The organism is Pseudalkalibacillus sp. NRS-1564, from assembly GCF_050467905.1.
GTDB lineage: Bacteria > Bacillota > Bacilli > Bacillales > Guptibacillaceae > Guptibacillus > Guptibacillus hwajinpoensis_B.
Genome location: NZ_JBITPM010000001.1, coordinates 26,765 through 52,812 on the forward strand (window position 1 = coordinate 26,765; position 26,048 = coordinate 52,812).

The window sequence follows — 26,048 nt, forward strand, 5'->3', positions numbered from 1 at the left end:
TCGCAATCCTACCTTTTTACAGAAACACAATGAGATTTACAGCATCTTCACAAAAGGTTGGCTACTGTTTGCGCTTCTATTCTCGGATATATTGCTTATACTCCGCATACTCCCTAAACCCCAGCTTTCGTAGAATAGGTTCAGAAGTACCGACTCTCGCTTGCGTCACCGCTATCTCGCATCCTCTTTGACTCGCTTTATATAAACGTGCCTTCAGCATGTTTTTGTAAATCCCTTTCCCTCTATATTCAGGCAGAACCGCTGCTCCATTTAAATAAAGAGCTTTCCTATCCTTACTATAGCGATAATTTGAATAACCGATTGGATACTTTCCGTCTAGTAAGAGCGTATAGCCTCCTCTTCGCTCAGCGAACTGAAGATAAGAAGCTCTTTCATTAATAGCAGCTTGCATCGCCTGATTGTCATAACCCCAAACCTTCCCTGCGGTCTCTACATGCCCAAGAACGTCTTCTTTCGTTGTCACTTCCTTATGGATATATTCTGATGATGACGGAATTTCTTCTGTTAGTTCCTTTGCTAAACCAACGTATGTATCTGCGTGGTTCATCCCCAATTTAATAAGCTTTTTTTCGAGTTCACTAGACTCAGAACTTGTTTGGATCCACCAGGAGAAGGGACTGTTCTGAAAATACGCTATCGCTTCTTCAACCTCGTTAAGAGTTCGACTGAAGCGAACAACCTTATTCGCATAGACGCTTGCTGATTTATCATTTTTGATCATCACTAGGTCATCTTTTTGAATATAGTGAATAGATTCAGGTACAAGAGCTTCTTCGTAATCCCATTGAATGGCTTCAATTGCACAAATAATTTGCTCCTCATTCATTGCTCATCATCTCATTTCTATAAAAAGCTTCAATTATGTATAAGGCGCTCTAAGAATCCTACATGTCCTTTGTCCAATCTGTCACATCTAATTTTGATTAAAATGCATAGCCCCAGGACATACTGGGAATAAAAAATCGTTAAGGAGGATGTGCTCATGGAAACCAATCAGCTCAGAAAAGCACTAGAGCAACGTAGAAATTACTACATTTCGAAGCTTATTGAGGCAGGAGCCTATTCCACCGCTGACCACCATCTGTATCAATGTACACTGACGGACCTTCAAAAAGAGTACAAACAACTATCCAACTATTAATATCCTATAATCACTGGAGATTCGTTAAGAGTCTCTTTTTTATATTCTTTTATTCACGATGTATAAATCACTGATGTACTGGCGAAAATAGTGCCATAGCATTGAAACTAGCAAATTTAGAAAGGATGAAACTTAGTGAATAAAGCGGAACTTCTAACGACAGTTGCGGAAAGATCGGAAATGTCAAAGAAAGATACTGCAAGAGTGGTAGACACGTTAATGGATACGATTGCTGAGGCACTTGCGAAAGGGGAAAAAGTGCAGCTTGTAGGATTTGGTAATTTTGAAGTAAGGGAACGTTCTGCCCGAAAAGGACGCAACCCACAAACTGGTGAAGAAATTCTCATTCAAGCTTCAAAGACACCTGCTTTTAAACCTGGGAAAGCATTAAAAGAAAAAGTTGTTTAACTTACAGATAAGCTGGATCCACTCGGTTCCAGCTTTTATTTGAGGAGAAATCAATGGAACTGATGCAGATTGTTAAATACACCGTTACTTTCGTTACGATTATTATGCTGATCGTCTTTTATTATAGAATGGCTAAAAAATAATGGCGCGCAACTTAAAGCGCGCTCAACTGTTTACTTAGCTTGTTATACCAGTTTTCATTCAGTTCTTTTGCAAGTAATACCTTTTCGAGCCCAGCGCGATCTTTTCGATCATTGTACGTAACGCGATTGACTAAAGCAACAGTTACATCATGATCTGGACGACTCTCAAGGGTTATTTCATCCCCGGCTTTAACTTCACCTTCTTCTAACACTCGGAGATAATAACCACTGTATCCATTTTCCATCACAAATAAGTGCATGTTATCAACTTCAAACTTCTTCGCGAGTTTAAAGCATGGCTGCCTCGGTAAGCTAACCTGTACTTGAATCTCACCAATTCGATAAATATCACCGATACGAGCTACTGTCTCATCCATTCCAACTACTGTAAAATTCTCACCAAATGCACCAGCCTTCAGTTCACATCTTAAACGTTCTTCCCAATAGGCATAATGCTCCAAGGGATAAACACAAATGGCTTTCTCTGATCCTCCGTGATGAACAAGATCCGCTTGCCCATCTCCTTCTACTTGTAATTTAGATACATAAACTGATTCACTCACTGGTTGTTTGTATATGCCTGTAGAGATCAACTTCCCTTTGTAGGGCGTTTCAATAGGTTTCCCTACATTCAAACTTACTAATTTCGCCATCCGACCGCCTCCTTTCTATAGTTTAGCACAGGGAGAAGCAACAAATATGATTCTAATTCATGCAAAAAAACAGCCGATTGACGACTGTTTCCTTTGAATTAAACGTGTCTATTATCAATACGTTTTTCTATTTCAGCTAATTCTTTTTCATTTTTAAGAAGTTCTGCTTTATTTTGATCAACGAGCTGTTTAAAGGTTAACTTTTTCAGCTTTTTCAACAAAATTCACCAACTTTCCCTCTGTATGGTTTCATTATACAACAGGTGTGTGTTAGATAAATTAACAAACTATTAAAATTTTGTGAAAATTTACACACATTTCAGTTTATGAATGATTATTCAGATTCATTCCTACTTGAAACTGCACCACCACTTAAACCATAAAAGAATAGTTGAAGAACATCGTCGAGAAAGTCCTTTCGCTCTGACCATGTTTCGGCTGGAATGCGCTGCACCTCTGTCTTTAAGGCATTGAGATATAGCATAATCGACTCCATCGAAAGCGAAGCATTAATTTCTCCTCGTTCACGTGCCTTTTCTAAGAGTTGCACAAATAACGGAAGTGTCTGTGTCCGATAAAAATAATCCACGTAATCCTTCAGCTCTTCATCTGTCGTTAACATTTCTGCTAGAAGCGATGGATTAAGGCTTTGGACTGCCTTATGCTTTTCAAAAATAATCAATTCAATCACTTCAGCGAAAGAATGCTCCTGCTGAACTACCTCTTTAAAAGCTTTAAATTGATTGTTCATATAGTCTTTTAGCACCGCTCTTACAAGCTCTTCCTTACTCGTAAAATGATTATAAATCGTGACCTGAGAGACATTAGCAAAACGAGCAATGTCACTAATCTTTACCTTTTTTATACCTTCTTCGTTAAATAACGTAAAAGCTGACGCCACTATATCTTTGCGCTTCTGTTGTTTACGTAATTCAAATCCATTCATTCTCATCACCATTATTAGTATATCACTTATTGAACTTTATATTAAATATGAGTTCAATAAATGTTGCTTATTATTATAGAGTCATTTATGATAAAAATGAAATATATAATATAATATAGTTCAAAAATCAGCCGAGGGGGCACCTCAATGATCGAATTAAACGGGTTAACAAAGCAATTTCCAAACGGAAAAGGAATTTTCGATGTTACGTTCTCTATTCCTAGAGGCGAAGTATTTGGATTTCTCGGCCCAAACGGTGCTGGTAAATCGACAACGATACGTCACTTAATGGGATTCATGAAGCCTTCAAAAGGCACGGCTACGATAGATGGAGTGAATACGTGGAAAGATGCTGCCAAAATCCAGAGGAAGATCGGATACCTCCCTGGTGAAATAGCCTTTCTAGATGGAATGGATGGCATCGGTTTCCTTAAATTAGTTGGCGGAATGAGAGATCTAAAAAACACCACATACCGTGATCAGCTAATTGATAGACTTCAATTCGATGTAAAAACTCCTATTCGTAAAATGTCCAAAGGAATGAAACAAAAAGTGGGGATCGTAGCTGCTTTTATGCATGAACCTGAAGTTATTATATTAGACGAACCAACCTCTGGTCTTGACCCGCTCATGCAGCGAATTTTCATTGAAATTGTAATGGAGCAGAAAGAGAAAGGCACTACATTCCTAATGTCTTCTCATAGCTTCTCCGAAATTGAACGAACGTGTGACAGAGCTGCGATCATTAAAGATGGAAAAATTGTTGTCGTCGAGAATATTAATGATCTGCAGCAAAAGCAGCGTCGTCTTTTTGATGTTACGTTTGCTACTGAAGCAGAAGCAAAGCGTATCAAAGAAAGTAACCTCGAGGTCATATCAGTCATAGATAACCGCGCAGAAATAGCGGTTCAAGGTGACTACAATCAATTTATTACTGCTTTAGGAGATTATCAGATTCGGAACATTGATATTCATGAACAAAACCTTGAAGAAGTCTTTCTTACTTATTACGACAGGGAGGCAGAGAAATCATGAATATGACACTCTATGCTAGGATGCTAAAAGTCCATGCCAAGTCCATCTCTAGCTATGCAATTGGCTCTGCACTTTACCTGCTTCTTATCATCGGCATCTACCCTTCGATTGCAGATGCACCTGGTTTGAATGAATTAATGGAGTCTATGCCCGAAAGCTTTCTAGCTGCATTTGGAATGGAAGGTGGATTTCAGCATGTAAGTGACTTTATTGCAGGGGAATATTATGGATTACTGTATATAGTCATTTTATCGATTTTTTGCTTAATGACAGCTTCACAGCTAATGGCTCGTCACATTGAAAGAGGATCAATGGCTTACATTCTCGCAACACCAAACTCACGAAAGAAAATTGCGTTCACTCAATCTCTTGTGCTGCTCACCGGACTTCTTATTATCGGATTAACAACTGCTCTTGCAGGAGTCATTGGAACAGAAATATTAATTGATGATAAGCCGTTTGAAGCCATGACGTTTATGAAGGTTAATCTCGTCGGTATTCTTTTGTTCTACGTCATCTCAGCCTACTCGTTTCTATTCTCTTCCTTATTAAATGATGAGCGACAGGCACTAGGACTTTCTGGATTACTCACCATCGTCTTCTATGGAATGGATTTAATCGGGAAAATGAGCGATCAACTCGATTGGATGGTGAATCTCTCACTCTTTTCAACATTTCGGCCAGTTGAGATTGCCAGAGGTTCTGTTGAAATCTGGCCATCAATGACGTTCCTACTCTTACTAGGTACCGTCCTTTATGCCCTTGCCATCATGATCTTTGCGAAAAGAGATCTTCCTTTATAATAGGAAGAAAAGGAGCGATAGGCATGAATTATGTGAAGGAATTGCGTGACGTTGTTGGTCATCGGCCACTGATCTTAGTCGGGGCCGTCGCAATAATCTTAAACGAAAATGGAGAAATTCTACTCCAACAGCGTAACGAAAAACAAAAACGCTGGGGGTTACCTGGTGGATTGATGGAACCAGGAGAATCAACGGAAGAAACAGCCGTAAGAGAGTCTTTTGAAGAAACGGGTTTAACAATCCAAAAGCTCACTCTTTTTAAACTCTATTCTGGTGAAGAATTTTTCACGAAAGCAGATAACGGTGATGAATTCTACTCTGTCACAACGGCTTATGTTACAAACGAGTATGCTGGAGATCTCACCCACACAGAAGAAAGTATAGCTTTAGGATACTTTTCTTCAGACCATCTTCCAGAGCTGATGGTTGGAAGCCACAGACGAATGATACGAGATTATATTAGAAATAAAACACAATAAATACCCAAAAAGCAGTGGAACTCGTTCCACTGCTTTTTGGCATTTCAACGCATTTTCCAAAACAGCACTGACTTTTCAATCAATTGTTAATAAAGGGTTTACATAAAATGAAGGTTTCCTTATACTAGAACACCTTCTCAGTTTGATGTTCCAACGCTACTTGGCGTCTTTGCAACAGCGCCTTATTTACACGATGGAAGTGCTAAAACCATCGACGACGCTATTGAACGCCATGAATATGAAACAAAACCTCAATTCGAAGAAGGCGAAGTTGCCGCAATCGCTGAGTACGTGCGTTCCATTGACTAAACTGAATGAACCTCTACATGTAAAATTGTTTCACCTGTCAACAGCTTTAAAGCTGCCATCCATTTAAAAGGACGGCAGCTTTTCTTTGTAAATGATCGCTTTCGATATGAAATATAGTACTGATTACCTCATTTCACCTTATTACCTGTCTATTCGTTCGGTTTTACTCGGGATGTGTTAGAATGAGAAGGTCGTTTTGACAAAACTATGAATCTCATTAACTTACATAAGGAAGTGAATATCATGAGGAAGCTATTCCTTTTCCTTCTCGTTGCTTTAGTAGCTTTAGTTACCGCATGTTCGAACACCGCCTCAACAAACGAGCAAACTGACGAACAAGCTGATCAGCAAGCAACGAATGAAGATGAAAACAAAGAAAACGAAGAAAAGACGGAAAAAAAAGAAGAGACTCCTCAACCTTTCAAAGCCATGGAGCCTTCTGAGGACGCTAAACCGCTTGATGAAACCATGACCGAAGAAGAATTAGCGAAAATGCCTGTCGTTGAAGCCCACGGTGAAGACCGCACAAGAAAAACACCCGTTGGCGAAACGCTAATGGAAGGCACAACTGATGAAACGGATGGTATTCTAAAAGATTACCGCCTTGTTGCTTACTATGGTCAACCGAACTCCACTCAAATGGGCATTCTCGGTGAGATGGAACCTGAAGCCCTGATGACGAAATTAAAAGAACAAACACAAGCTTATTCCGATGCTGATCCAAACCGGCCAGCGATTCCAACAATTGAGTTAATCACAACGATTGCTCAGCGCGATCCAGGACCGAATGGAAAATATTATCATATGACCTCAGAAGAGGATATTGACGAATACGCAGAGCTTGCTAAGAAACATAATGCCATTTTAATGCTAGATGTTCAGCTTGGTCGTGACACTGCTCTTCATCAAGTGAAGCTTCTTGAAAAATGGCTTAAGCTTCCTTACGTTCATGTTGCCATCGATACGGAGTTCCACGTAGAAGAAGGTCAAACACCAGGTATCGATCTAGGTAGTGTGGATGGCTCAGAAGTACAGGAAGTTGTCGACTATGTATCTAAATTTGTTGAAGATAATGATCTACCTGATAAGATTGTTCTCGTCCACCAGTTCACTGATCACGCTGTGACGAACAAACAGGCAATCAAGCCAACAGATAACGTAGAGGTTGCTCTAAACTTTGACGGATACGGCGACTATGGAACGAAAATGTCGCTTTACCGTAAATTTGTTCGAAATGAGCCTGTTCAATACGGCGGATTTAAAATTTTCTATAACAAAGATAAACCGGTTCTAACCCCATCCGAAGTGTTGCAACTTGATCCAAATCCAGCGATCATTAATTATCAATAATGGATGTCGCCCAAAAGCGCCTCACCCTTTTCTATAAGGGCGAGGCGCTTTTTTTAATCTTAGTTGTTTTTAAAACAAGTCTCACAAATGAACGTACCTTCGTTTTTCAGAAATGCTTTGATTTCCGTCATACCTTTATGTGAAGGATATCGCATCTTAACATAGACAACATCATTTCCTTTGATTTCTTTTTTACAAATACTACAAGTTGATTTTTCTCCGAACACTCCTACCACCTCCATAAAATGGTTATTTCTTTCATACGGCCAAGTGTGTGAAATGTTTCAGAAATAGTGGTTATCCGGCTCATTTAATAGGTATACTTTTTCCATGATTAGCCAACCTATTCAGTGGAGGTGAATATCATGGACAAAAAGACACCAAGCAAAAGCGAAATAAATCAAAACAATAGAAACAAATTTACGAATGAATATGGTGCGGATTTAGATGAACAGGCGATGAATGGTGATTACGGCATGCTCGAAACTGAGGAAGAAGATCGAGCGAACAAAAAGCGAAGAACTGATTAGATGGGGTCACCTTATCAAATAAGAAGGTGAGCCCTTTCTCTTTAAAAAGAATTGTGTCTTTATGTCCGTTTCTATTCACCTTTAAATCGGCCCATCACAAGCAATTTTTATAACTCCTCCATCAAAAAACAGGCTAATGTTGCAACCCTATAAACGCATTCAATATAAATCCGGTTGTTTCCCATATTTCAAAGTAATCATATATGGAAAGAGGAAGATCAATAATAGCAAGAAAACGACAACACCTCCAATAAACAAAGACACTGTGAATTTCTCGCTATAAAAAAGAAAGAATATCAAATAAATATGAAAAAGAATAAAGAAAGGAATATAGCGAGATCTTCATAATTGAGAATAATGAGGTGCCTGACAGTTTGGACATGTTATCCCTGAAATAAACTGCTTCATTCCAATTGTATTCTTTGTCATCTCTATCCACTTAAATTGATAACCACAATTCTTACATTTCGGCATGCACCATACCCTCTCTCTTTAACATTCATTTATAGCATCATCTACCCTTTTTCAGCTAAAAATGAACTACTCAAGATAAGATTAATATCTGCTAATCTACTTCTTTTATTTTTTTTAAATCTCTCTTAATTACTCGCTTTGTACTTCAAGTTGATCCGTTATTTCCACCCACTCTATTTAGCTTATTCACATCATTTTTATTGTTCCTTAACTTACTCGCCCTGATCGTACGTTTGCAGAAAATTTTTTCTAACATATATGGTATAAACTATTACAACCACTGAAAAAAGCATATTCCCGAAAAAGGGTTGCTGAGATTGATTCGAAACAAGGATTGAACTAATGAATCCGAAAACAATGGAATAAGTAATCATCATCCAGAATCCCCACTTTTTCAACCTCATATATCCATAAATCATCCCTAAAGAAAGAAAAGCGATACCTACTTTCACTAACCTTTCCGGTGCATCCGGTAATCCAACTCGATCTGCCATTCCGATAGAATTCGCATTCGGATCATAAAAGACTGACGTTACTAGTAAAACAACAGCTCCAAATAAATAGAAATAACTTATGAGTGAAACACCTATAGGTCTTTTCAACGATCTCCTCCTTGCTCGTTAACTATAAAACGGTTAAAATTCTTCATCAACTTCTTCTTCCTTTTCTCGCTTTTGATGGTAGGTTCTCTTCTTTTCATCTTCTCTTATGAAAATAACTAGGTGCAAAGCGATACCAAATACAATAATGCTAATACCAAGCTCATCAAACCAAGTCACATAAAACCCATCAAAATAAGCAAACGAAAATAATAAAAAACCTAACGTTACATAAATCGCTGCTACAATATGTCCCATCTTGATTAACCTCCGCACTTTATTTCCTCACTCCCAATTATTTCAAAACAGTATCTTACTGGCAATCATTTCTTTTAGCAGCTTAAATTGTTCTTAGCAACCTCCGTCATTGCAACGTAAGAGAAACGTCGCCAGATGCATCTGATCCGCAAGTAATGACCCCTTACCTTCATTCTAATGACATCCACCTTTTCCAGATCTATACTAACCATAAGAAGGACGCAAAAGGAAGGACGTGAACAAGTGAAAATTTCACTCGACGTTGACGGGAAGTATCGAGAAACTAGCGTTACGATTCACTGCAAAGAAGTGGATGATTCAATTAAAGAGATACTCGATTATCTTAATACACAAAAAACAGAGTTCATTGTAGGAAAAAAAGGCGAGCAGCAGCACATTATAAAACCAAATCATGTGCATTACTTCCATTCAGAGGGGGATCAGGTCATGGCGACAACTTCCGAAGGTGTTTTTAAAGTGAAGGAGAAATTATATGAGCTAGAAGAGAGTCTTCCATTTAGTACATTTATACGCCTCTCCAAATCCGTTATTGCTAATCTGCACGAAATCAATCATTTTGAGCCATCTTTTAACGGAACACTTGCTGTACACTTCCACTCTGGCAAAAAAGAATATGCTTCAAGACACTATGTAGGAAAATTGAAAGACGTTCTAAAAATGAATAGGAGGAACAAATAAATGAAAACATTTCTATTTAGAAGTATGATAGGACTATTTTTCGGGGGATTCCTGGCTGTTTTGCTGACGTACGCTGTGATCTTTTTCGGAGAACAAACGACACTTGATTCAAGCCTTTTTGTGACAAACTCCTTAGGTGCCATTTTCTGTGGATGGCTATTTACCGTGACACCACTATACTTTGAAATTCGTTCACTAAAACTTCCACAGCAAACGGCTTTACATTTTTCCACAGTAACAATCGTTTACTTTATCCTAGCGTATGGAATCGGTTGGATTGAAGGTGGAGCAATAAACATTCTTATATTCCTCATTATATCAACCATTTTTTATAGCGTGATGTGGATAGCTTTCTATCTATACTTCAAGCATGAATCAAAGAAATTAAATGATGACCTTCAACATATTAAATAATTGAGAACTTTCTTTATATAAAATCTTAATAGTATCAACTAAACTCTCGCCTTAATATGGTGAGAGTTTAATTTTTTATCAATTTATTTGATGATAACAGGAATTTACAGTCCTTTCTTCAAATATCATTTAATTATTTTTTCAATTAGATAAAATACAAATGAAAAGCGAATGCAAGTAGCATCCGCTTTCAAGAAGGCTTTCATATCTTAATTTCTGAATAGAAAAGACTCACCCACCAATATAGACACTGCCACATGTTCCAGGTGCTGGTTCATAATAACAATGATTTTTATATTGACCAGCGAAAGGCTGACCATACCATGTAGGAGGACATGGACCATATGGATTGAAATACCATAGAGAATATTTCCCTGGATGTTCCCTCCAATAATCCAAATTCTTTTTCGCTAGTCTTTTTTCAGCCGATCTTGCCCTGTTGTAGAAGACATTACCCTTTTGAACTGCTTCAAAAGAATAATTCCCTCCCTGGACTTGATAAATAACTTGAGGAATAGTTCTCACATCTTGGAAATCTAAGCAATTCGCTTTTGCACGATTCACGATGACATTCCCTACATATAGCATGCCTTGCTTTCCTTCACCCTCGGCTTCTGCTCTCATCATCCTTGCCATTAAGTCGATGTCTTTACTTGTGTATTTCACTCTTGGCATTTTTCCCACCCCAACAGTATTGTATGAAAGAAGGCTGGTTTGATGTCATTATATTTATATATTGCTGAAGAAAAAAAGAAATGAATAGGTGCTTTTAAGATTAACTTGCTGACTTGAAGAATCATTATAATGGCACGTGTGCCCGTCAGCTCAATACTAATTATGGTCGTTTAGATGAGCTTCTTAGAAATACTTCGTATAGAAATCGTATCTTAATTTTCCACTAAGCTGGGCGTACAATTTGGTTGTTTCACTTTTCTCGTGCCCCATCAAACTTTGGATTACCTCGAGAGGAGCGCCGTTGTTAATCATATGCGTCGCGTAGCTATGTCTTAATTGATGAGGGTGAATCTCTTTTTTTAGCCCTGCATTTCTAGAAATTCGTTTAATGATATAGCGAATAAGGTCAATACTCATCCGTCTTTTTGGCCTTCTTTCAGTTATAAATAAGCAAGGTTCAAGATCACCACGCTCATCAAGATAGCGTTTCAACCAGATTGAGCAGCGTGTGTTAAAATACACTTCTCTCTCTTTGTCCCCTTTTCCATGAACAATGACTGAATTTGTATGGAAATTAATATCTTCACGATTGATCTTCACAACTTCACCAATACGACAACCAGTTGAGTAAAAGAATTCAAACAAAGCTTTTTCCATCGTGTTCTGACAACCCTCTCTCAAGAGTTCAATTTCTATTTCAGTAAGAAACTTTGGTATCCTTTTACCAAGCTTAGGTTCTTTCAATTTAGCAGTTGGATTTTTCTGAATAAACCCTTCATCATAAGTCCATTTAAACAACGATCGTATACACCGGATACGATGCCCTAAGCTAGAAGGCTTTAAATGACTCCCCATTTTCAATAAATATGATTTAAGCTGATTTGTCGTAATCACATTCATATCAACATTACCAAAGTGACATAAGAGCTGATTGTACTGAAAATAGTAAGTCTTGAGCGTTAATGGAGAATATCCTTCAATTTTCTTATCAAGATTATACTTTTCCCAAACAAGCGATAACAACATTCACTTCACTCCCCCAAGTTACGAATCTAGTAATCTTGATTTTATTATGTCCAGGAAGTCGAAAGTTTATGCTAGAGTTCTTCAACAATCGCTCCGAGATTGCTGAACAGTGAATATCAGTCACCAAACAGTTTATAATCAATCTCTACTTTCAACCGATCAATTTTTTTGTATCCAAACCTTCCAATTATCGTAACTTTCTATGTTGATTACTTTATCAACTTTTTCAATCTCCTTGTTTTTTGAATCACTCTTTAAAAAGCCTACACGATATCCTTCATCGCTCTCTAACATTATTTCAAAAGGGCTCCAATTTTCATTTGGTTCCATTAGGTGTGTAATGTTGTTCACTTTCCACCTATTATCTTTTTCTATGAAATGAACTTCCGCAACCCAAATTCCCTTTTGTGTATATGTCCCTTCTAGTACCACCAAAGTTAAATCATTGGCTACTTGATGAGAACCATAAATCTTCACATCTTTAAATTTATCGTACTCATCTATTGCCTTTACTGGACTGTTTTCACCGTCTTCTTCCCACTGAATACAACCTGCTAAACTAATAGCTATCAACAATACAAGCATAAAAAATCTTATCCTCAAGATTTCATCCCCCCTTCTGAATAGATTTCCAATTTACTTAAAATTAATTTTTCTATAATACGACTAATCCCTTAATACCAATTATTTCAAATTAGTGCGAATAACTCAATCTTTTACTTCAAATTAAAAAGGAGCCTATCTTATTACAGATAAGCTCCGAGATTGTGGAGTACTTGATTTCAAGATAAGCTTACACATTTCTCAAATTACGGATTGTACTCTTTTTATTTTTTGAGTTGAAGATGGTTGAACCAGAAACTAAGATATCAATATTATTCTCTGAACAAACTTTCGCGGTTTCTTCATTGATTCCACCATCGACTTCGAATAATAAATTGTTTAACCCGTGCTTCTCTCTATAACTATTTGCTTTTATCATTTTATCAACTACACTATCTATAAATTTCTGTCCACCAAAGCCTGGATTTATTGTCATAAACAGCAATAAATCGATTCTATGTAAATAAGGTAGCACTACATCTAGTTCAGTTTCTGGATTTAAGGCTATTCCTGGTTTAGCTCCATTAGACCTTATCAAGTCTATACAATGCTCTAACTGACTAGTGGCTTCTGGGTGAATTGTTACATAGTCCGCACCTAAGCCGATAAATTCTTTAATAAAACTTTCTGGCTTGTTTATCATAAGATGTACATCTTTTGGTAAATCAGAATAGTTATTAATGGCTTGCATGACTGGTATTCCTAAACTAATATTTGGCACAAAATGTCCGTCCATTATATCAATATGTAAGAGGTCAGCCTCCGCGTCTTTTAACTCTTCCAAGTCCCTTTTTAGTTGTCCAAAATCGGCTGATAGTATAGATGGTGCTACTAGCATTATGTCCTCACTCCAAATACTTTTTTTAGAAATCAATGCTTAGTGAAATAAATAAGCATTCTCTATGTCAACTATAGAGTTATTTTAAGATTATTATAATAACTGAATAATCCTGTATTCCTTTCTAATAAAAAAACTTCATATGAGCTTTATCTTGTTTATAGTAATCCAGTCTATCTTGTAATGTCCCTGTATGAAATTCAAATTTATGCCCGTCTGGGTCAGTAAAATAAATCGACTTCTTATCACGAATGTCTCTTTTTCGACCTGAAAGAACGTTTACATTTAAATTTCTTAACTCTTTGTATACATTGTCGAAATCAACCTCATCAATCGAAAATGCTATGTGGGTATATGATTGGGAAATATCATTTCTAGGAATGTCTTTTTCCTCATTCAATGCAAGCCAAATCCCATTAAGGTCAAAATAAGCAGTGCTTTTACCTTTAACAAGTAACTTGGCATTAAATACTTGCTTATAAAAGTCAATGGATCTCTCCAGGTTAGATACAGAAAAGAGAAAGTGGTTAATTCCTTGAATATTCATGAAGTTCATCTCCTTTTTTGAAAAATCCTACCTAAAACCTTCATTGAGCACTTACCTTCTAGCAGAAATGCTCCGAGATTGTTGAGGAGCAATGTGATTATTAATCAAATATATATTCCATTTTCCTCGCTTGTGTTTTCATTCCCATAGATTCATAAAACTTAATTGCAGTCTCATTAAACTCCCAGACACCAAGTTCTAAACTGGTAGCTCCAATTTCTTTTGTGAATTCTATTGCCTTATTAAACAACATCTTACCCAGACCATTTTCTCTGAAGTAATTGCTAACACCAAAATCCTCCATAAATACATATTCATTCTTTACGATTGTTTCACGGTCAGGTGTCTCCTGTTTACTTAAAAATGTAAAAGCAATGACTTCACCTGTATGTTCTATTACATAAACTCTACTTTCTTTGCTTTCAACTAGACCTTTGTAATAGTCCTTATCCAATGTACTCTTAGTAGGTTTATACTTATCAGGTCTACCTTTTGTATGGAGATCGTGAACCTCTTTATGTATTGGTTTGATCTTTTCAAAATCGTCTAAGTTTGCTTCTCTAACTTCAATTTCCATCGATAACTCCCCTTAGATTTTTTCATGTTATTGGATAAAGATAGAGCTGAAGGTCTGGGTAACTTTATTCAACTCTTGCTCTGAGATTGTGGAAGACTTTATATTGAGATATTCCAATTAGGGTAGTTCACATTATATAAGATTTCCTCAATTTAACCCGAAGTTAATTCTAAAAACTCTTCCACATCTTTCAAACATACTTCCATTCCTGCTTCCCAGAACTCCTTAGAAGTAATGTCTTCTCCTAAATGTTTCATAACTAAATCTTCCACATTCATACTTCCTGAATCACGGAGTAATTTCAAATAATCTCTTTCAAATTCTTTTCCCTTCTCTTTTGCCTTCGCATAAATTGCTAAAGCAAATAAATAGCCAAAAGTATAAGGGAAATTGTAGAACGGGGATTGCGTAATATAGTAGTGAGGTGTCCAAACCCAGGAATAGATTGAGGGTTGATCTAAAGAACCCCCGTATGCTTCATTTATTGATTGTTCCATTAATTGATTTAAACGTTTGGGTGAAACGATACCACCTTTACGTTCCTCATAAAATCTCTGCTCAAATAAGAACCTCGAATGTATATTCATGAAGTTCATAACACTACGTTTCAATTTCTCATCTAGTATAAATATTTTTTCTTTTTTAGTTTTTGCTTTTTCATTGAGGCATCAATAATAATCATTTCTGAGAAGGTTGAAGCTGTTTCAGCAATACTCAATGGATATTGCTTATTTATGCCCTCAACATCGTTCATAGCATAATTATGAAAGCCATGCCCCAGTTCATGAACAAGCGTTAGCACATCTATAAAGGTACCGCTATATGTCATAAAAACTCTTGATTCACCCGTAACTGGAAAACTAGCACAAAACGGAACAGCAGACTTATTCGGACGATTTTCAGCTTCTATCCAATTTTCATTAAAAGCTTCTTTAACAAAGCTTTCTAATTCATTTCCGAACTGACCAATATGCTCCGTAATGAACGTCGCAGCTTCATCGTAGTTCATTTCGTGATCATTCTTTGTAACAGGAGCCCAAAAGTTATAAGCCTTCATACTAGAATCGCCCATCATTTCAGCTTTTCGCTCCAGGTACTTTGAAAAAGGTTGTTTATATGAACTAATTACTGACCACATCGTATTTAGCGTTTCTTCTTTCATTCTGTTCTTCTTCAAAGGATTTTCTAGAACATTGTTTATCCCATATTTGTTATGTATTTGTATACGAAAACCAGCAATGTGATTTATTACTTTCGCAAAGAGTTCTTCTTTCTCTTTCCATATTGATTCTAGTGCATTATGAGCTTCCTTACGCACTTTTTCCTCAGGATGTGACCGCAAATTAATGGCTTGTCCAACTGATAGATCTTCTTCTTTTCCTTCAACCCTTATCTTTACGCTAATACTACTTACTAGATCTCTATAAAAATGGCCCCAAGCATGGTACCCATCAACCATTAAGTCAGAAATTAAACTTAACTCCTCTTCTGACAAATTCGAATCTGCGTTTTCTCGCCACTCGTTGAGGATAAATTTATAATCTTCTAACTCTTTAGTTTCTAGTATATCTCTCCATACATCTTCTTCAGTATTTGATAATATCTTCTTTATTTCCGATAATATATTTTCGAAACGCAACTCTTTTTGAGCAACTTTTCCTCTTAGACTCGCAGCATCTTGATCCTTTGGATTTTGTGCCAGAAGACACGTGATAAACGAGTTAGCCTGTGTAATGTGCAAGCGAATCTTTCCGACGTTTCCCACTAAATCTACAATATTACTAATTTCATTAGTTAGAATTAAAGAAGTAAAAGATTCAACATTACCTTCTAGCTCATGTATAAGCTCCTCTAATCCCTTGATATGATCTAAAAATTGACTTGATTTACTGCCACCATAAAAAACGTTATCTAAATTCCATACTTTTGGATAACTTATTTTCTCCATATTCTCCTCCTTGCATATGTATTAATGAACACAAACATCTGTTCTTATTTTAACATAACACTGAGGTGAAAAATGTAAAAACAAAAAGAGACAACAATATAAATTAATGGCTCTTTTTATCCTACTTTTAATATGAGCGACCGTCTGTATTGAACAAACGCTCCGAGTTTCTTTAAGATTCGATTTCGAGATATTTATTGGAGGAGTCTTTTACTTTAGACCCCTTTAATTGAGTAAAATCTAAACCTTATTTACTTTTCAGTGTAATAACGTTTATTTCTGGTCTGTTATTAATTCTAAGAGGAATTGGATTGTTTCCTAAACCTCTACTTACATTCATTATCGAGTTCTCTTTTTGAAATAAACCACCATCATATCGAGGAAAAAAACCTTCTGTGGATGCGATCCCACCTATAAATGGTAGCCGTACCATTCCACCGTGTGTATCGCCAGAGAAAACCAAATCCGCGCCCCAATTCACGTATTCATCAAAATAAAAGGGTCTATGCGAAAGCAAAATATCGACTTCGTTTTCACTCGTTTTACCCAGTCGCTCCTCGATTTGGATTTCTCCTGATAAATGCTCTCTCAACCCATACAAATTAATTTCAGCATTTTGTCGTGTGATTGTTATTTGCTCATCATTTAGCACTGTAACGCCCATATTACTTAATTTCTCTTCATATACTTCTTTGGTACCTTCTTTTTGATACTTATTTCTATCCTCATAATATAAACCTTCCTCGTGTTCACCAGTAATATAATATATCGGATAATCATTATTAAGGTTTTCAAGGAACGTAATTAAAACATTCCCGTTATTTGATACTTCTCTTGTGTTAGTTAACATATCGCCTGTTATTACAATCGTATCCGGTTTAATTTCGTGGATTTTATTAACCAGTCTTTTGTTTCCATCTCCGAATTCTTTATTGTGCAAATCTGATAATTGCACAACCTTATATCCATTAAATTCTTCTGGCAAATCATCTAAATGAACGGTTTCCTTTGTTACAGAAATCCAATTAAGTTGCAAAAAATAATAAACCACAGAAAAAATTAGAATTAGTAAGGCAAATAGAATTGTTTTTCTACGTTTTTTAGTCATTGTTTCCTCCTGCTGTTATTAAACTCTACCCGTTACAATAAGCGATAGCCACTGTGCAGCTATCGCTCCGATTAAATGGAAGACTTGACTTCGAGATATCTTAGATTCTTAAAAAGGTCTACTTCGAAACCTCCAACCATTTTTTCAAAAGCTTCACCATATGACGATTAGAATGACCATAATTTTAAGATTGTACTAAAGCCCACTCATATCTCTCTACTGCAATATCATAATTTTGTTTAATTTTTTTAATTACTTCTTCAGTTTTATCAAAGTCACTTGAAGTGTCATAATCTCTTCTTCCTGTTTTTTTAAAGGGTAACTTCTCTAATACTTTCCACTGTCCATTTTCTTTATTTAGAATGACAAATGAATCCAAACTGTACTTAAACTCCTGGTTGAAGGCGTGTGATTCTTCACTTAATAGAATAGCCGTTTTTTCATAAGAATCAATTAGGGTAACTTCAGAAAACAATAAATGTTCTTCATTACGATCCATGTTAAATTTTTCTTCTAATTTCTGAAGAGAATGACTGGAGAGAATATGACTATAGGATTGGAGGTATGCTTCTTTATTTCCTTTGTTATGTGCTGAGACAAGATTTTTATATGCTTTAATTTGATCAGCAACATACCAGGAACTATTTTGAATAGATAAGTCTTCTGTTACCTCATATTCTGCAATCCTTTCTGTTTCTGGGGACCTATCTTCCGTTGCGAAGGCTATCATCCAACTGTTACTTGACTCAACGGCGGAAGTAACGGTAATCCCTTCTGGGTCCTTACCATACCTATCTTTAAAGTCAGCTTCGAATTCTTCATAAGCAACTTGAGTAGCCTGATCAAATACATCAGGTTGATAATATTCATATACCGACAGCAGAATTCCTATTAAAACAACAATTCCCACAGCAACACTTTTCTTCTTTTTATTCAAATATAATAGCTCCTCTCTTCCGTGATAAATGAGACTAATGTATTGGAATTACTCCAATTTTTCATTTGCTGTCGTGAACTCTCTATCATTAATGAGTATAGAAAAACACAATGCATTTGTTCAAAATACTTCCTTTATTGAATAATTCCAATTATTTCAAAACTCAACCACTTACTCAACCTTTTCTTCAAAGAAAAGACGTAATTCCTTAGTACGGAATCACGCCCTATTATTCAAGATCAAACTTCACTGTTTACACTGTTATGATATTACAGAATTGCTCCGAGATACTTGAATAAGCACCTAAAATCTATTAGCTAGTGGAATTAATTGTTACTGCGTGGTTCTCATTTACTACTATTTGATCATTCGTATTTACCTCTAGATCAATTGGATAAATAGCAGAAACCTTATCAGAAAATATCCATCTTCTACCTGGTTGAACTAACAAAATAAAGACGCCAATTGCACGATTCCCCATAAAGTTAAGTGATTCGTCGCTTATTTGTTTGTTATCACGCTCGTTAATCCCAAGGTCCATTAATTGTCTTCCAGTTTTTATTGCATCATCCACAGTAAGGCTAATTTCACTAATACTTAGAATGCTACTTTGTGAAAAGGGTTCATCACTAGCTTTGGTTATAGAATGTCTGGAGATAAACTCAACTACATTTTCAGAAGGGTCATAAAAGTATAGTGAATGGCCAGGAAGGTTTGGGAAATCCGCCTCATCTTTTCCTTCTTCTTCATTCAGTTCAACTTTACCTTCTAACCATGCTTTAGCCTCTTTAAATTTATTTGAAGGGATATTGAAAGCAAAGTGGTAATAAGGATCGCCTTTTACATTTCTTGATGTGAATTTCAATTGACTTGAACCAATTGATACCTGAAAACTTTCTTGGCATTCTTTTGTTAATGGCATACCTAAAGTTTCTGTATAAAAAATTTTCATTTTATCAAGATGTTTTGTTTTTAAAGTAAGCCGCCTTATCCTCACAAGGTATTCTCTTCTCCTCTTAGGCGTACTATTTCCATCCACTTTGTCATTTCAAATTTCCCACTTTCTTGTTTGAGTTCGTCCGGAACAGAAACAAAACTCATGAACTCCAAACTGTTTCCATCTGGATCTTTAAAATAGACAGAAGCATTCCCCTGATTAGGCCTTACAAATGGCTGCACTGATGTCCTGTTTCCGAAAGGTACAGCTTCTATTCCTTTACTATGCAACCAATTCACAGAGTTCTTCATCTCTTCAAATGGAATTCTAAAAACCACATGTCTTAGTGATGGGTGGTATGAGGTTAAATATTCTTCTCCTTCCCAGAGCCCTAGCCAACTTTTATGCCTCTCAATCCAGATAAAAGCAATTCCATCTCCTTCCCAAGCAAGCTCTAACCCCAAGCTTTGATAAAATTGAATAGAACATCTTAGATCTTTAACTGGTAAATGAGCTTCGTAAAGTCCTTCAATCATATTTATCCACTTCCTCTTTTCATATTTTCTATGAATTAAGTGTATATAGGAATTTAATATGACGCCTCGGCTGCGAGCATTAAATAAGCTACAACTTTAGAAGGAGACTTATACATGAGCCAGATAATCTTACTAGAGTTTAAAATCCCAGCATTTAAAAGAGCCTATCTTATTAAAGATAAGCTCCGAGATAATGGAACATCATAATAACCTAATAGTAACTTCCTATTGAGGTCTGTTCGAAAACCTTCCAATGTCCATTCATAACAGAGGCTTGATATCTCATTACGATATAATGTCTTATTTTTTCCTCATCTTTTGTTTGAATATAATAGGTATCAGATCCCTTATAATCTATTTCTATAATTTCCTGACCTTTAAACTTGTGATCTTTTGAAACAAATTCTTTAAGTCCATTTTCCTCATTAATATCTTTGAACAGGTTATATGGACCACAAGAGGATATTCCTAATACAATTAGTAGAAATAATCCTATTAGTATGATTTTCCTCATTTCAACCCCCAACTACCGAGCTATTTTATCCACCTTAAAATTAAATGATCATAGGGCAACTAAATTATTTTCGTTTTTTATTAAGTGCCCTTCTTTAACAACCCTCTTACGATTTCAATGTCACTTCGTGAAATTCTATACACCTTATCTTCGTATCCAATGTATGTGAGGTAGCTCTCTTGATCTGAACTCCCAAGTATAAGATTTAGACCTTGAGTATCTTGATTTTCATACTCCACTAGAATATCGTAGTCCGGAGTTACTTGAGAAATTTCCTTATTAACCAATGTTGATCGTTCTATAGTCCCTTCAAAAATAGATGTTATTTTGTTTTCTTGTGAAGAAAAGATATAGTTTTCATTTAGCCCGCCGAAACCTTCTGAATTAGAAACAGAGATTTTAGTAATTTTATCTAGTACCACCATCTCCTTTGTTTCAGATTGGCATCCTAGTAAAGTAAACAAAATACATACAAATGGAATTATTAAAATAAATCTTTTCATACTCTCCCCCAAATATTTTTTGTATAATATTCTCTAAAGCTATCCTAAGGAAATATCCAATGCCAATTATTTCAAATTAACGCGAATAACTCAATCTTTTGTTCACAGAAAAGGAGCCTATCTTATTACAGATAAGCTCCGATTTACATGAAGACTTGAGATAATTCAAGTTATCTTCTTTTTGTTTAATACATAAAAAATCTAATTGAGCGTTTCCCATAATTGGTTATTTTCCATCTCGAAAACTTTACCAAACACGCCTACAGTTCTAATCGTAGTCTCTTTTCCATTAGAACTCTGAAATTGCTGTTCATAAGAAGAAAATACAAAGGCGTTTTTTAAATGTGAAGCAGTCAATTTTATTTTTTTATCTTCTTTTAAGCAATAACCTTCCTCACACTTAATATTGTAATGTCCGTGTACCCAATTATTAAAAGTTGCTTTGGAAGGAGTAGTAAACCCCATTCCTAATATCAGCACTACCATTCCTATAAAAGCGTAAACCATAACCTTTCTTAACAAACCACTCAATCCTTTTACTTTGATTTAACCAATTCTTTTCAATAAATCTCTTCCAGCAAAGCTCCGAGATTGTGGAACAAAGCATTTTCTATCTCAGTTTGATATTTTATTTAACCAAGTTATTAAATCGATTATCATTTCCGAGGTGAATTGATGATTAACATATTTATGAACATTGAAATCCACATTTCTTCTTTTTTCAACCTCTTTTAGGTAACGATAATAAACTTTTTGTCCCTCTATTGGTATAATCTCATCACTTTCTCCGTGAATAAGAAGGACAGGCGAACCACAATTCACTCTCTCTTTAGGATCGTATTCCATTAATGTTTTTTTCAGTTCTACGGAGATGTCTTCTCTATTATCTCTATCTCTAAAAATTTGCTCTGACAATATAAATGAACCGGATCCATTTATATTCGCTAATCCACCTAACTTTGGTTCACGAGCGAAAATTCCATTTGCTATAAATCCGCCCATAGAACTGCCTATAAGGAATACGTCTTCTTTATTTATTTCTAATGCAGAAATAAAATCATTAAATTCATCAATACTTTTAATTATGGTATCCCAAAAATAATCTCGCATTGCTTTTTGGTCAAAGTGATTTTCTAGTGGCTGTCTTGTATCGTGAAAAATGATTTCAGGAACGATGATCCTAAAACCCTCTTTTGATAATTCCTCTGCCAGTTCCTTATACCCTTCAGCTGTTCCTCCCCAACCGTGATATATGATTATTACTTTTTCACATTCATTTACTTTATTAATTTCAAAGGAATAATACCTGAACTTATCTATAATCTTTCTCTGCACAACCATTCTCCCTTAAAGTTTTTGTGTAATAACAAAACGGTAATATTATCAAACAGCTGATCCACAACCCTGTCCAAGTTCTCAATACCAATTATTTCAAATAAGTTTAAATATCTCAATCCTTTATTTAACATTAAAAGGAGCCTATCTTATTACAGATAAGCTCCGATATAGCTGAATAGTTAACTTTGCACTATTACCTCGGTGTCCTTAAAATTTATGTTTACGATAATAGACTATTAGTAAAGGTAGTCCTAAACAAAAGATACTTCCTCCCCTGTAAGCATTCTTAAGGAATACATATTGGCGATAGAAGTACACTTATAAGCTCTTAGAATACTACATTTCACGAAAATCAATTACACTACCATATATTGGTTTTTTATTAACTGAAGGTAACTAAACCTCTTTAGACGATTAACTATCCTAATTACATATATTTTATATAACGACCTTCTGCAAAAGCTCATAACTAAACTTTCACTTAGATTAACAAAAAGGAACTTCTGATGCACCAAGGTTAATCTAGAGCACTGTAAAAACCTCATTTATTTGTGATACGGTTTCTTAACGTATCTAAATGAAATTTTCAATTAACAAAACCGCCAGTTTCTACTGGCGGTCCCTTCCTAATCAATGCATATTATACAGCAAAACCATCGTTTAATAAGTCGATTAAAGCTTTCAATACTTTAGCATATTGTTCAATATATCAGTTATCTTAATTCAGTAATAATTGGCTTAAGTAACAAAATTCCAAATTTTCATTGTATTCTTCAGCTACAGCAGTAATATGAAGATTTTGTCCCATACCAATGTTCTCTGGAATTTCAGAACCAATAAGTTTTAAATCAGAAACACCGACATCTTTGAACTTAAAACTACGTCCAATAGCTGCCGTTTCACTATAATTTCCAACATCCATTAATATATCATATCTTGTTGAATAATCCCTATGTTCCAGGCAACTGAGTTGGAATGAAATTTTTAATAAGAAATGAACGCAATATAATTCACACGTATCTCATATGAATGGTTTTTTTGGCACTTTTTCGAAAACAAAAAGAAAAAATGATTTAGAATATCACTGTCTCTTTTTGTTCCTACTTTTTAAAAAGCGACCGTCTATTGTGAACAACAGCTCCTCCTGAATATATGTTTTAAGTATACTCTTAAGGATTGCACTGGGCATTTACAGTTGCCCAATAGCTTACATTCGGCCTCCAAGGATCTAAATTCCACGGAGTCTTATTCTTTGCAAAGTCAACATGACAATAAAATTGGTCTGACATTCCACCTGTGTTATACCAATATTGACTTGAACCATGTACAGCGTATAACTTATCCCAAGCATCTGTCCTTATAGATGCCGACTCCCAACCCAAAGTGCGTAGGTAACTTGTAGCGTATAAGCTTAATGTCTTACCTCCACTAAGAGAAATCCAATTAAAGTCATAGAAGTAATCACTATAATATGTAGCTTGAGCTGTTACTTCTAAAGTAATTGATTCTGTTGATCCACTCGGTTCAATATTAAATTCTAATACATCATTTTCTTTTACTTTTTGATTAATTTTTACATTTTGCTTGTTATCTACTATTTTCGCTGAAAAAACACCGATAGATTTATGATTTTTATTATAGATATTTCCAGTACCATCAAGGTTACCTTCCTCATCTCGAATTAGGACAAGATATTCTCTATTATCAAATTTAAATGGAACCTCAACCGTAATATCTTTTGAAGATTCTTGAACTGTGATAGTCTGCTTTAAGACCTCCCTTTCTTTAGAATTTTGAATGATATTCTCAAGATTTACATTATTAGATTTAGATTTTACAATTTTAGTAGTTACATCATTGGAATTAACTTTAGGTTTACCAAAACCAATCTTTTGACCACTTTCTGTAATTAATTCTTTCTGAGAAGAATTTCCTTGGGCGTTTGCTGTTGGTGCAAATACCAGAGTTGCCATAATTAACATAACTAAAATTGATAAGCCTGATCTTTCAAAAATTTTCATTTAAACCACTCCTTTTCATTATTGTAAACCTGACAAAATATTAAGTTTACATATTTTAACTGTAACAGAAATATACTTCTTTTGTATTAGATACTAATACGTTTCGTCTAAAATGCATCGAAGGACTTAAAACCAACAACGGCGAATAGTCCAATGTTACTAACATATGAAACATCCTTCGCTTCAAGAGGGACTATAGACCTGTAAAATAACATAAATTATCTATTAGTCTTAATACACTAAACTCCAAGCTAAGTTCTTATCGTGAGATGCGTTCTTAATATCGCACACCTTTTAAAAAAGAGACTACTTTATATCTAGTCTTCATAAATTTGTATAATATGATATTTTATGTTTACCGATTACGAAAAATGGTTTACAATAAAAAATAGAATTAATACATAGGAGGTGTATCTTTTTGACGTTTGATTCCTTTCGGACTATTTTTATTTTTTTAATTGTAGTTTTAGTGATTACTACTTTAATAATAGTTCTTCAAAAAAAAGAGTCAAAATTATTAAATGGATTTAGTGTTGTGAGTATTTCTGTGATCTGCTTAGCTGTTACTACCATGCTTATTTATCAAGAAGGATACATTGTGGATGTTTTTAGTTTAAATGGGCAGCCCTTATCAGGTGACTTCATTAGCTCTTATCTTGGAATTGCAATAGGTATTATATGTCTATCTAACCCCTTTATTTATTTATTTAAAAATAAGCTATATTAAAGGTTATTGTTGATATTGGAGCTAAAATAGGGGAACCTCATTGTGAGGTTCCCCTAAGCTGTGCAACTATCGCTCCGATATAATGAACTAGTTATTTTACTGACCAACTGTCTAATAATTGTTTACACAGTTCCGCACAAAAACCCTGTTTTCTATATCTAATTAATAATTCATTTATATCAATATAAACTTCATTATCATGTAGTAGTTTCTCAAATTGCCAAAACGTTAAATTTGAATCAATTTCCACTTTTTTATCAGGAAATGATTTTTGAACTGTTAGATTAACCTCATCCAATTTACTTTTAAACCCTTTAGCAGTAGATGTAGCAACTAGAATCGTTTCAATAAAATCAATATCAGTAATAGATAATCCTTGACTTCTTAGCCATTCACCAGCAGTTTGATTCGACATATCATTTGCCCTTTCTTACATTCACTATAGGTTAACTTGATTAATTTCTCATAAGTTGTCATTTGAATTTACTCGACTAATTAGCACTAAACTTACATAGAGTGCTTACTTTTATTGAGCAATAGCTCCGAAATAACTGAAGATATAAGTTCATCACACTTTCTAGTACCTTCTTTATGATCAATATTTCCCTGCTGAATTTAACAATTTATGGCTTATTACTAGTGAGGCAGGAACGCAAAAGATAACAAATATTATTATTCCGATTGCATCTGTCGCAAAACTGTAAGGTATATATTTGTTATAAATAAATCTAATGATCTTAAAGAATCCGTATAATAAGACACAAGTTATTATTAAGTATAATATTTTGCCTGTATTTTGCAATAGAAAAGTGCAGGAAAATGCAAAGAAAAGTGCAGAGGTTTGTCACCCGGAATACTTCTCTTTATTTTCTTTTAGATAATGCATTTGTTAAGCGGTAACTCTCTCCTTGATAAGAGATGATATGGGCACGGTGAATCAGCCGATCCACC

33 protein-coding genes and 3 pseudogenes are annotated in these 26,048 nt (G+C 35.2%); 11 read left to right on the top strand and 25 right to left on the bottom strand.

Annotation, left to right across the window (positions count from 1 at the left end; genetic code table 11):
- Window positions 1-76 precede the first annotated feature (76 nt).
- Window positions 77-847: a GNAT family N-acetyltransferase gene (locus ACIFPW_RS00140; protein WP_430241097.1), complete on the bottom strand. Its 771-nt coding sequence runs from the start codon at window positions 845-847 to the stop codon at window positions 77-79.
- Window positions 848-1,003: 156 nt separating this feature from the next.
- Here ACIFPW_RS00140 and ACIFPW_RS00145 point away from each other — a divergent pair, with 156 nt between their 5' ends.
- Complete coding sequence (locus tag ACIFPW_RS00145) at window positions 1,004-1,162, top strand: Fur-regulated basic protein FbpA (RefSeq protein WP_194218945.1); 159 nt, start codon at window positions 1,004-1,006, stop codon at window positions 1,160-1,162.
- Window positions 1,163-1,297: 135 nt separating this feature from the next.
- Window positions 1,298-1,570 (top strand): HU family DNA-binding protein, encoded by a 273-nt coding sequence (locus ACIFPW_RS00150; RefSeq protein WP_226615133.1) that lies wholly within the window; start codon window positions 1,298-1,300, stop codon window positions 1,568-1,570.
- Between the two features lie 154 nt (window positions 1,571-1,724).
- On the opposite strand, the gene ACIFPW_RS00155 is transcribed toward ACIFPW_RS00150, so the two are convergent.
- From ACIFPW_RS00155 to ACIFPW_RS00165, 3 genes are all read right to left on the bottom strand, one after another.
- On the bottom strand, window positions 1,725-2,366 hold the full coding sequence (locus ACIFPW_RS00155; RefSeq protein ID WP_430241100.1) for an MOSC domain-containing protein: 642 nt from the start codon (window positions 2,364-2,366) through the stop codon (window positions 1,725-1,727).
- 98 nt (window positions 2,367-2,464) lie between these two features.
- The gene (locus ACIFPW_RS00160) at window positions 2,465-2,584 is read right to left on the bottom strand and encodes an FbpB family small basic protein (RefSeq protein ID WP_370314259.1); all 120 of its coding nucleotides are present in this window, start codon (window positions 2,582-2,584) and stop codon (window positions 2,465-2,467) included.
- 116 nt (window positions 2,585-2,700) lie between these two features.
- The gene (locus ACIFPW_RS00165; protein WP_430241102.1) at window positions 2,701-3,312 is read right to left on the bottom strand and encodes a TetR/AcrR family transcriptional regulator; all 612 of its coding nucleotides are present in this window, start codon (window positions 3,310-3,312) and stop codon (window positions 2,701-2,703) included.
- 147 nt (window positions 3,313-3,459) lie between these two features.
- On the opposite strand from ACIFPW_RS00165, the gene ACIFPW_RS00170 reads away from it, so the two are divergent.
- The 6 genes and pseudogenes from ACIFPW_RS00170 to ACIFPW_RS00195 all read left to right on the top strand — a co-directional run bounded on the left by ACIFPW_RS00170 (window position 3,460) and on the right by ACIFPW_RS00195 (window position 7,818).
- On the top strand, window positions 3,460-4,347 hold the full coding sequence (locus ACIFPW_RS00170) for an ABC transporter ATP-binding protein (RefSeq protein WP_430241104.1): 888 nt from the start codon (window positions 3,460-3,462) through the stop codon (window positions 4,345-4,347).
- Window positions 4,344-5,150, top strand: coding sequence for an ABC transporter permease subunit (locus ACIFPW_RS00175; protein ID WP_430241106.1), 807 nt, complete (start codon window positions 4,344-4,346; stop codon window positions 5,148-5,150). The genes ACIFPW_RS00170 and ACIFPW_RS00175 overlap by 4 nt, the downstream gene beginning before the upstream one ends.
- 23 nt (window positions 5,151-5,173) lie before the next feature.
- Window positions 5,174-5,629, top strand: coding sequence for an NUDIX hydrolase (locus ACIFPW_RS00180; protein ID WP_226615137.1), 456 nt, complete (start codon window positions 5,174-5,176; stop codon window positions 5,627-5,629).
- Between the two features lie 111 nt (window positions 5,630-5,740).
- Window positions 5,741-5,938, top strand: a pseudogene (locus tag ACIFPW_RS00185) (cytochrome c peroxidase); the annotation flags it as partial.
- A gap of 243 nt (window positions 5,939-6,181) precedes the next feature.
- Window positions 6,182-7,288 (top strand): hypothetical protein, encoded by a 1,107-nt coding sequence (locus tag ACIFPW_RS00190; RefSeq protein WP_430241107.1) that lies wholly within the window; start codon window positions 6,182-6,184, stop codon window positions 7,286-7,288.
- A gap of 365 nt (window positions 7,289-7,653) precedes the next feature.
- Window positions 7,654-7,818: a DUF4021 domain-containing protein gene (locus ACIFPW_RS00195; RefSeq protein ID WP_430241109.1), complete on the top strand. Its 165-nt coding sequence runs from the start codon at window positions 7,654-7,656 to the stop codon at window positions 7,816-7,818.
- Between the two features lie 686 nt (window positions 7,819-8,504).
- On the opposite strand, the gene ACIFPW_RS00200 is transcribed toward ACIFPW_RS00195, so the two are convergent.
- Complete coding sequence (locus ACIFPW_RS00200; protein ID WP_430241110.1) at window positions 8,505-8,894, bottom strand: hypothetical protein; 390 nt, start codon at window positions 8,892-8,894, stop codon at window positions 8,505-8,507.
- A gap of 33 nt (window positions 8,895-8,927) precedes the next feature.
- Window positions 8,928-9,149: a hypothetical protein gene (locus ACIFPW_RS00205; RefSeq protein WP_430241112.1), complete on the bottom strand. Its 222-nt coding sequence runs from the start codon at window positions 9,147-9,149 to the stop codon at window positions 8,928-8,930.
- Window positions 9,150-9,392: 243 nt separating this feature from the next.
- On the opposite strand from ACIFPW_RS00205, the gene ACIFPW_RS00210 reads away from it, so the two are divergent.
- Window positions 9,393-9,848 carry a LytTR family DNA-binding domain-containing protein gene (locus tag ACIFPW_RS00210; RefSeq protein WP_430241114.1) on the top strand — a complete coding sequence of 152 codons (456 nt, stop codon included), beginning with the start codon at window positions 9,393-9,395 and terminating at the stop codon, window positions 9,846-9,848.
- Entirely contained in the window at window positions 9,849-10,262 is a 414-nt protein-coding gene (locus tag ACIFPW_RS00215) for a DUF3021 domain-containing protein (RefSeq protein ID WP_430241116.1), read from the top strand.
- Window positions 10,263-10,493: 231 nt separating this feature from the next.
- On the opposite strand, the gene ACIFPW_RS00220 is transcribed toward ACIFPW_RS00215, so the two are convergent.
- From ACIFPW_RS00220 to ACIFPW_RS00300, 17 genes and pseudogenes are all read right to left on the bottom strand, one after another.
- Complete coding sequence (locus tag ACIFPW_RS00220; protein ID WP_194218924.1) at window positions 10,494-10,937, bottom strand: cell wall hydrolase; 444 nt, start codon at window positions 10,935-10,937, stop codon at window positions 10,494-10,496.
- A gap of 183 nt (window positions 10,938-11,120) precedes the next feature.
- On the bottom strand, window positions 11,121-11,963 hold the full coding sequence (locus ACIFPW_RS00225) for a tyrosine-type recombinase/integrase (protein ID WP_430241118.1): 843 nt from the start codon (window positions 11,961-11,963) through the stop codon (window positions 11,121-11,123).
- Between the two features lie 159 nt (window positions 11,964-12,122).
- Window positions 12,123-12,566: a hypothetical protein gene (locus tag ACIFPW_RS00230; protein WP_430241120.1), complete on the bottom strand. Its 444-nt coding sequence runs from the start codon at window positions 12,564-12,566 to the stop codon at window positions 12,123-12,125.
- A gap of 190 nt (window positions 12,567-12,756) precedes the next feature.
- Complete coding sequence (rpe, locus tag ACIFPW_RS00235; RefSeq protein ID WP_430241121.1) at window positions 12,757-13,404, bottom strand: ribulose-phosphate 3-epimerase; 648 nt, start codon at window positions 13,402-13,404, stop codon at window positions 12,757-12,759.
- Between the two features lie 124 nt (window positions 13,405-13,528).
- Window positions 13,529-13,951 (bottom strand): FosM family fosfomycin resistance protein, encoded by a 423-nt coding sequence (fosM, locus tag ACIFPW_RS00240; protein WP_430241123.1) that lies wholly within the window; start codon window positions 13,949-13,951, stop codon window positions 13,529-13,531.
- Between the two features lie 100 nt (window positions 13,952-14,051).
- Window positions 14,052-14,528 carry an N-acetyltransferase family protein gene (locus ACIFPW_RS00245; protein ID WP_430241124.1) on the bottom strand — a complete coding sequence of 159 codons (477 nt, stop codon included), beginning with the start codon at window positions 14,526-14,528 and terminating at the stop codon, window positions 14,052-14,054.
- Window positions 14,529-14,680: 152 nt separating this feature from the next.
- Window positions 14,681-16,476, bottom strand: a pseudogene (locus ACIFPW_RS00250) (M3 family oligoendopeptidase).
- Between the two features lie 247 nt (window positions 16,477-16,723).
- On the bottom strand, window positions 16,724-17,584 hold the full coding sequence (locus ACIFPW_RS00255) for a metallophosphoesterase (protein WP_430241125.1): 861 nt from the start codon (window positions 17,582-17,584) through the stop codon (window positions 16,724-16,726).
- Between the two features lie 184 nt (window positions 17,585-17,768).
- A complete protein-coding gene (locus ACIFPW_RS00260) occupies window positions 17,769-18,521 on the bottom strand; it encodes a hypothetical protein (RefSeq protein WP_430241127.1) in 753 nt (250 codons plus the stop codon).
- A gap of 313 nt (window positions 18,522-18,834) precedes the next feature.
- Window positions 18,835-19,560, bottom strand: coding sequence for a VOC family protein (locus ACIFPW_RS00265; RefSeq protein WP_430241128.1), 726 nt, complete (start codon window positions 19,558-19,560; stop codon window positions 18,835-18,837).
- Complete coding sequence (locus ACIFPW_RS00270) at window positions 19,515-19,994, bottom strand: VOC family protein (RefSeq protein ID WP_430241129.1); 480 nt, start codon at window positions 19,992-19,994, stop codon at window positions 19,515-19,517. Before ACIFPW_RS00270 ends, ACIFPW_RS00265 begins: the two co-directional genes overlap by 46 nt.
- A gap of 211 nt (window positions 19,995-20,205) precedes the next feature.
- The gene (locus ACIFPW_RS00275; protein WP_430241131.1) at window positions 20,206-20,508 is read right to left on the bottom strand and encodes a hypothetical protein; all 303 of its coding nucleotides are present in this window, start codon (window positions 20,506-20,508) and stop codon (window positions 20,206-20,208) included.
- An 80-nt stretch (window positions 20,509-20,588) separates the two neighbouring features.
- Window positions 20,589-21,011: a hypothetical protein gene (locus ACIFPW_RS00280; RefSeq protein WP_430241133.1), complete on the bottom strand. Its 423-nt coding sequence runs from the start codon at window positions 21,009-21,011 to the stop codon at window positions 20,589-20,591.
- Window positions 21,012-21,212: 201 nt separating this feature from the next.
- Window positions 21,213-21,533 (bottom strand): hypothetical protein, encoded by a 321-nt coding sequence (locus ACIFPW_RS00285; RefSeq protein ID WP_430241134.1) that lies wholly within the window; start codon window positions 21,531-21,533, stop codon window positions 21,213-21,215.
- A gap of 93 nt (window positions 21,534-21,626) precedes the next feature.
- On the bottom strand, window positions 21,627-22,346 hold the full coding sequence (locus ACIFPW_RS00290; protein WP_430241136.1) for an alpha/beta fold hydrolase: 720 nt from the start codon (window positions 22,344-22,346) through the stop codon (window positions 21,627-21,629).
- 721 nt (window positions 22,347-23,067) lie between these two features.
- Window positions 23,068-23,331 (bottom strand): DUF4839 domain-containing protein, encoded by a 264-nt coding sequence (locus ACIFPW_RS00295; RefSeq protein ID WP_430241145.1) that lies wholly within the window; start codon window positions 23,329-23,331, stop codon window positions 23,068-23,070.
- Between the two features lie 187 nt (window positions 23,332-23,518).
- A complete protein-coding gene (locus ACIFPW_RS00300) occupies window positions 23,519-24,370 on the bottom strand; it encodes a DUF2599 domain-containing protein (RefSeq protein WP_430241137.1) in 852 nt (283 codons plus the stop codon).
- Window positions 24,371-24,788: 418 nt separating this feature from the next.
- On the opposite strand from ACIFPW_RS00300, the gene ACIFPW_RS00305 reads away from it, so the two are divergent.
- Entirely contained in the window at window positions 24,789-25,097 is a 309-nt protein-coding gene (locus ACIFPW_RS00305) for a hypothetical protein (RefSeq protein ID WP_430241139.1), read from the top strand.
- Window positions 25,098-25,188: 91 nt separating this feature from the next.
- Here ACIFPW_RS00305 and ACIFPW_RS00310 read toward each other — a convergent pair whose 3' ends face one another.
- Both ACIFPW_RS00310 and ACIFPW_RS00315 read right to left on the bottom strand, forming a co-directional pair.
- The gene (locus tag ACIFPW_RS00310; protein WP_430241141.1) at window positions 25,189-25,512 is read right to left on the bottom strand and encodes a hypothetical protein; all 324 of its coding nucleotides are present in this window, start codon (window positions 25,510-25,512) and stop codon (window positions 25,189-25,191) included.
- A 448-nt stretch (window positions 25,513-25,960) separates the two neighbouring features.
- Window positions 25,961-26,048, bottom strand: a pseudogene (locus tag ACIFPW_RS00315) (ATP-binding protein); the annotation flags it as partial.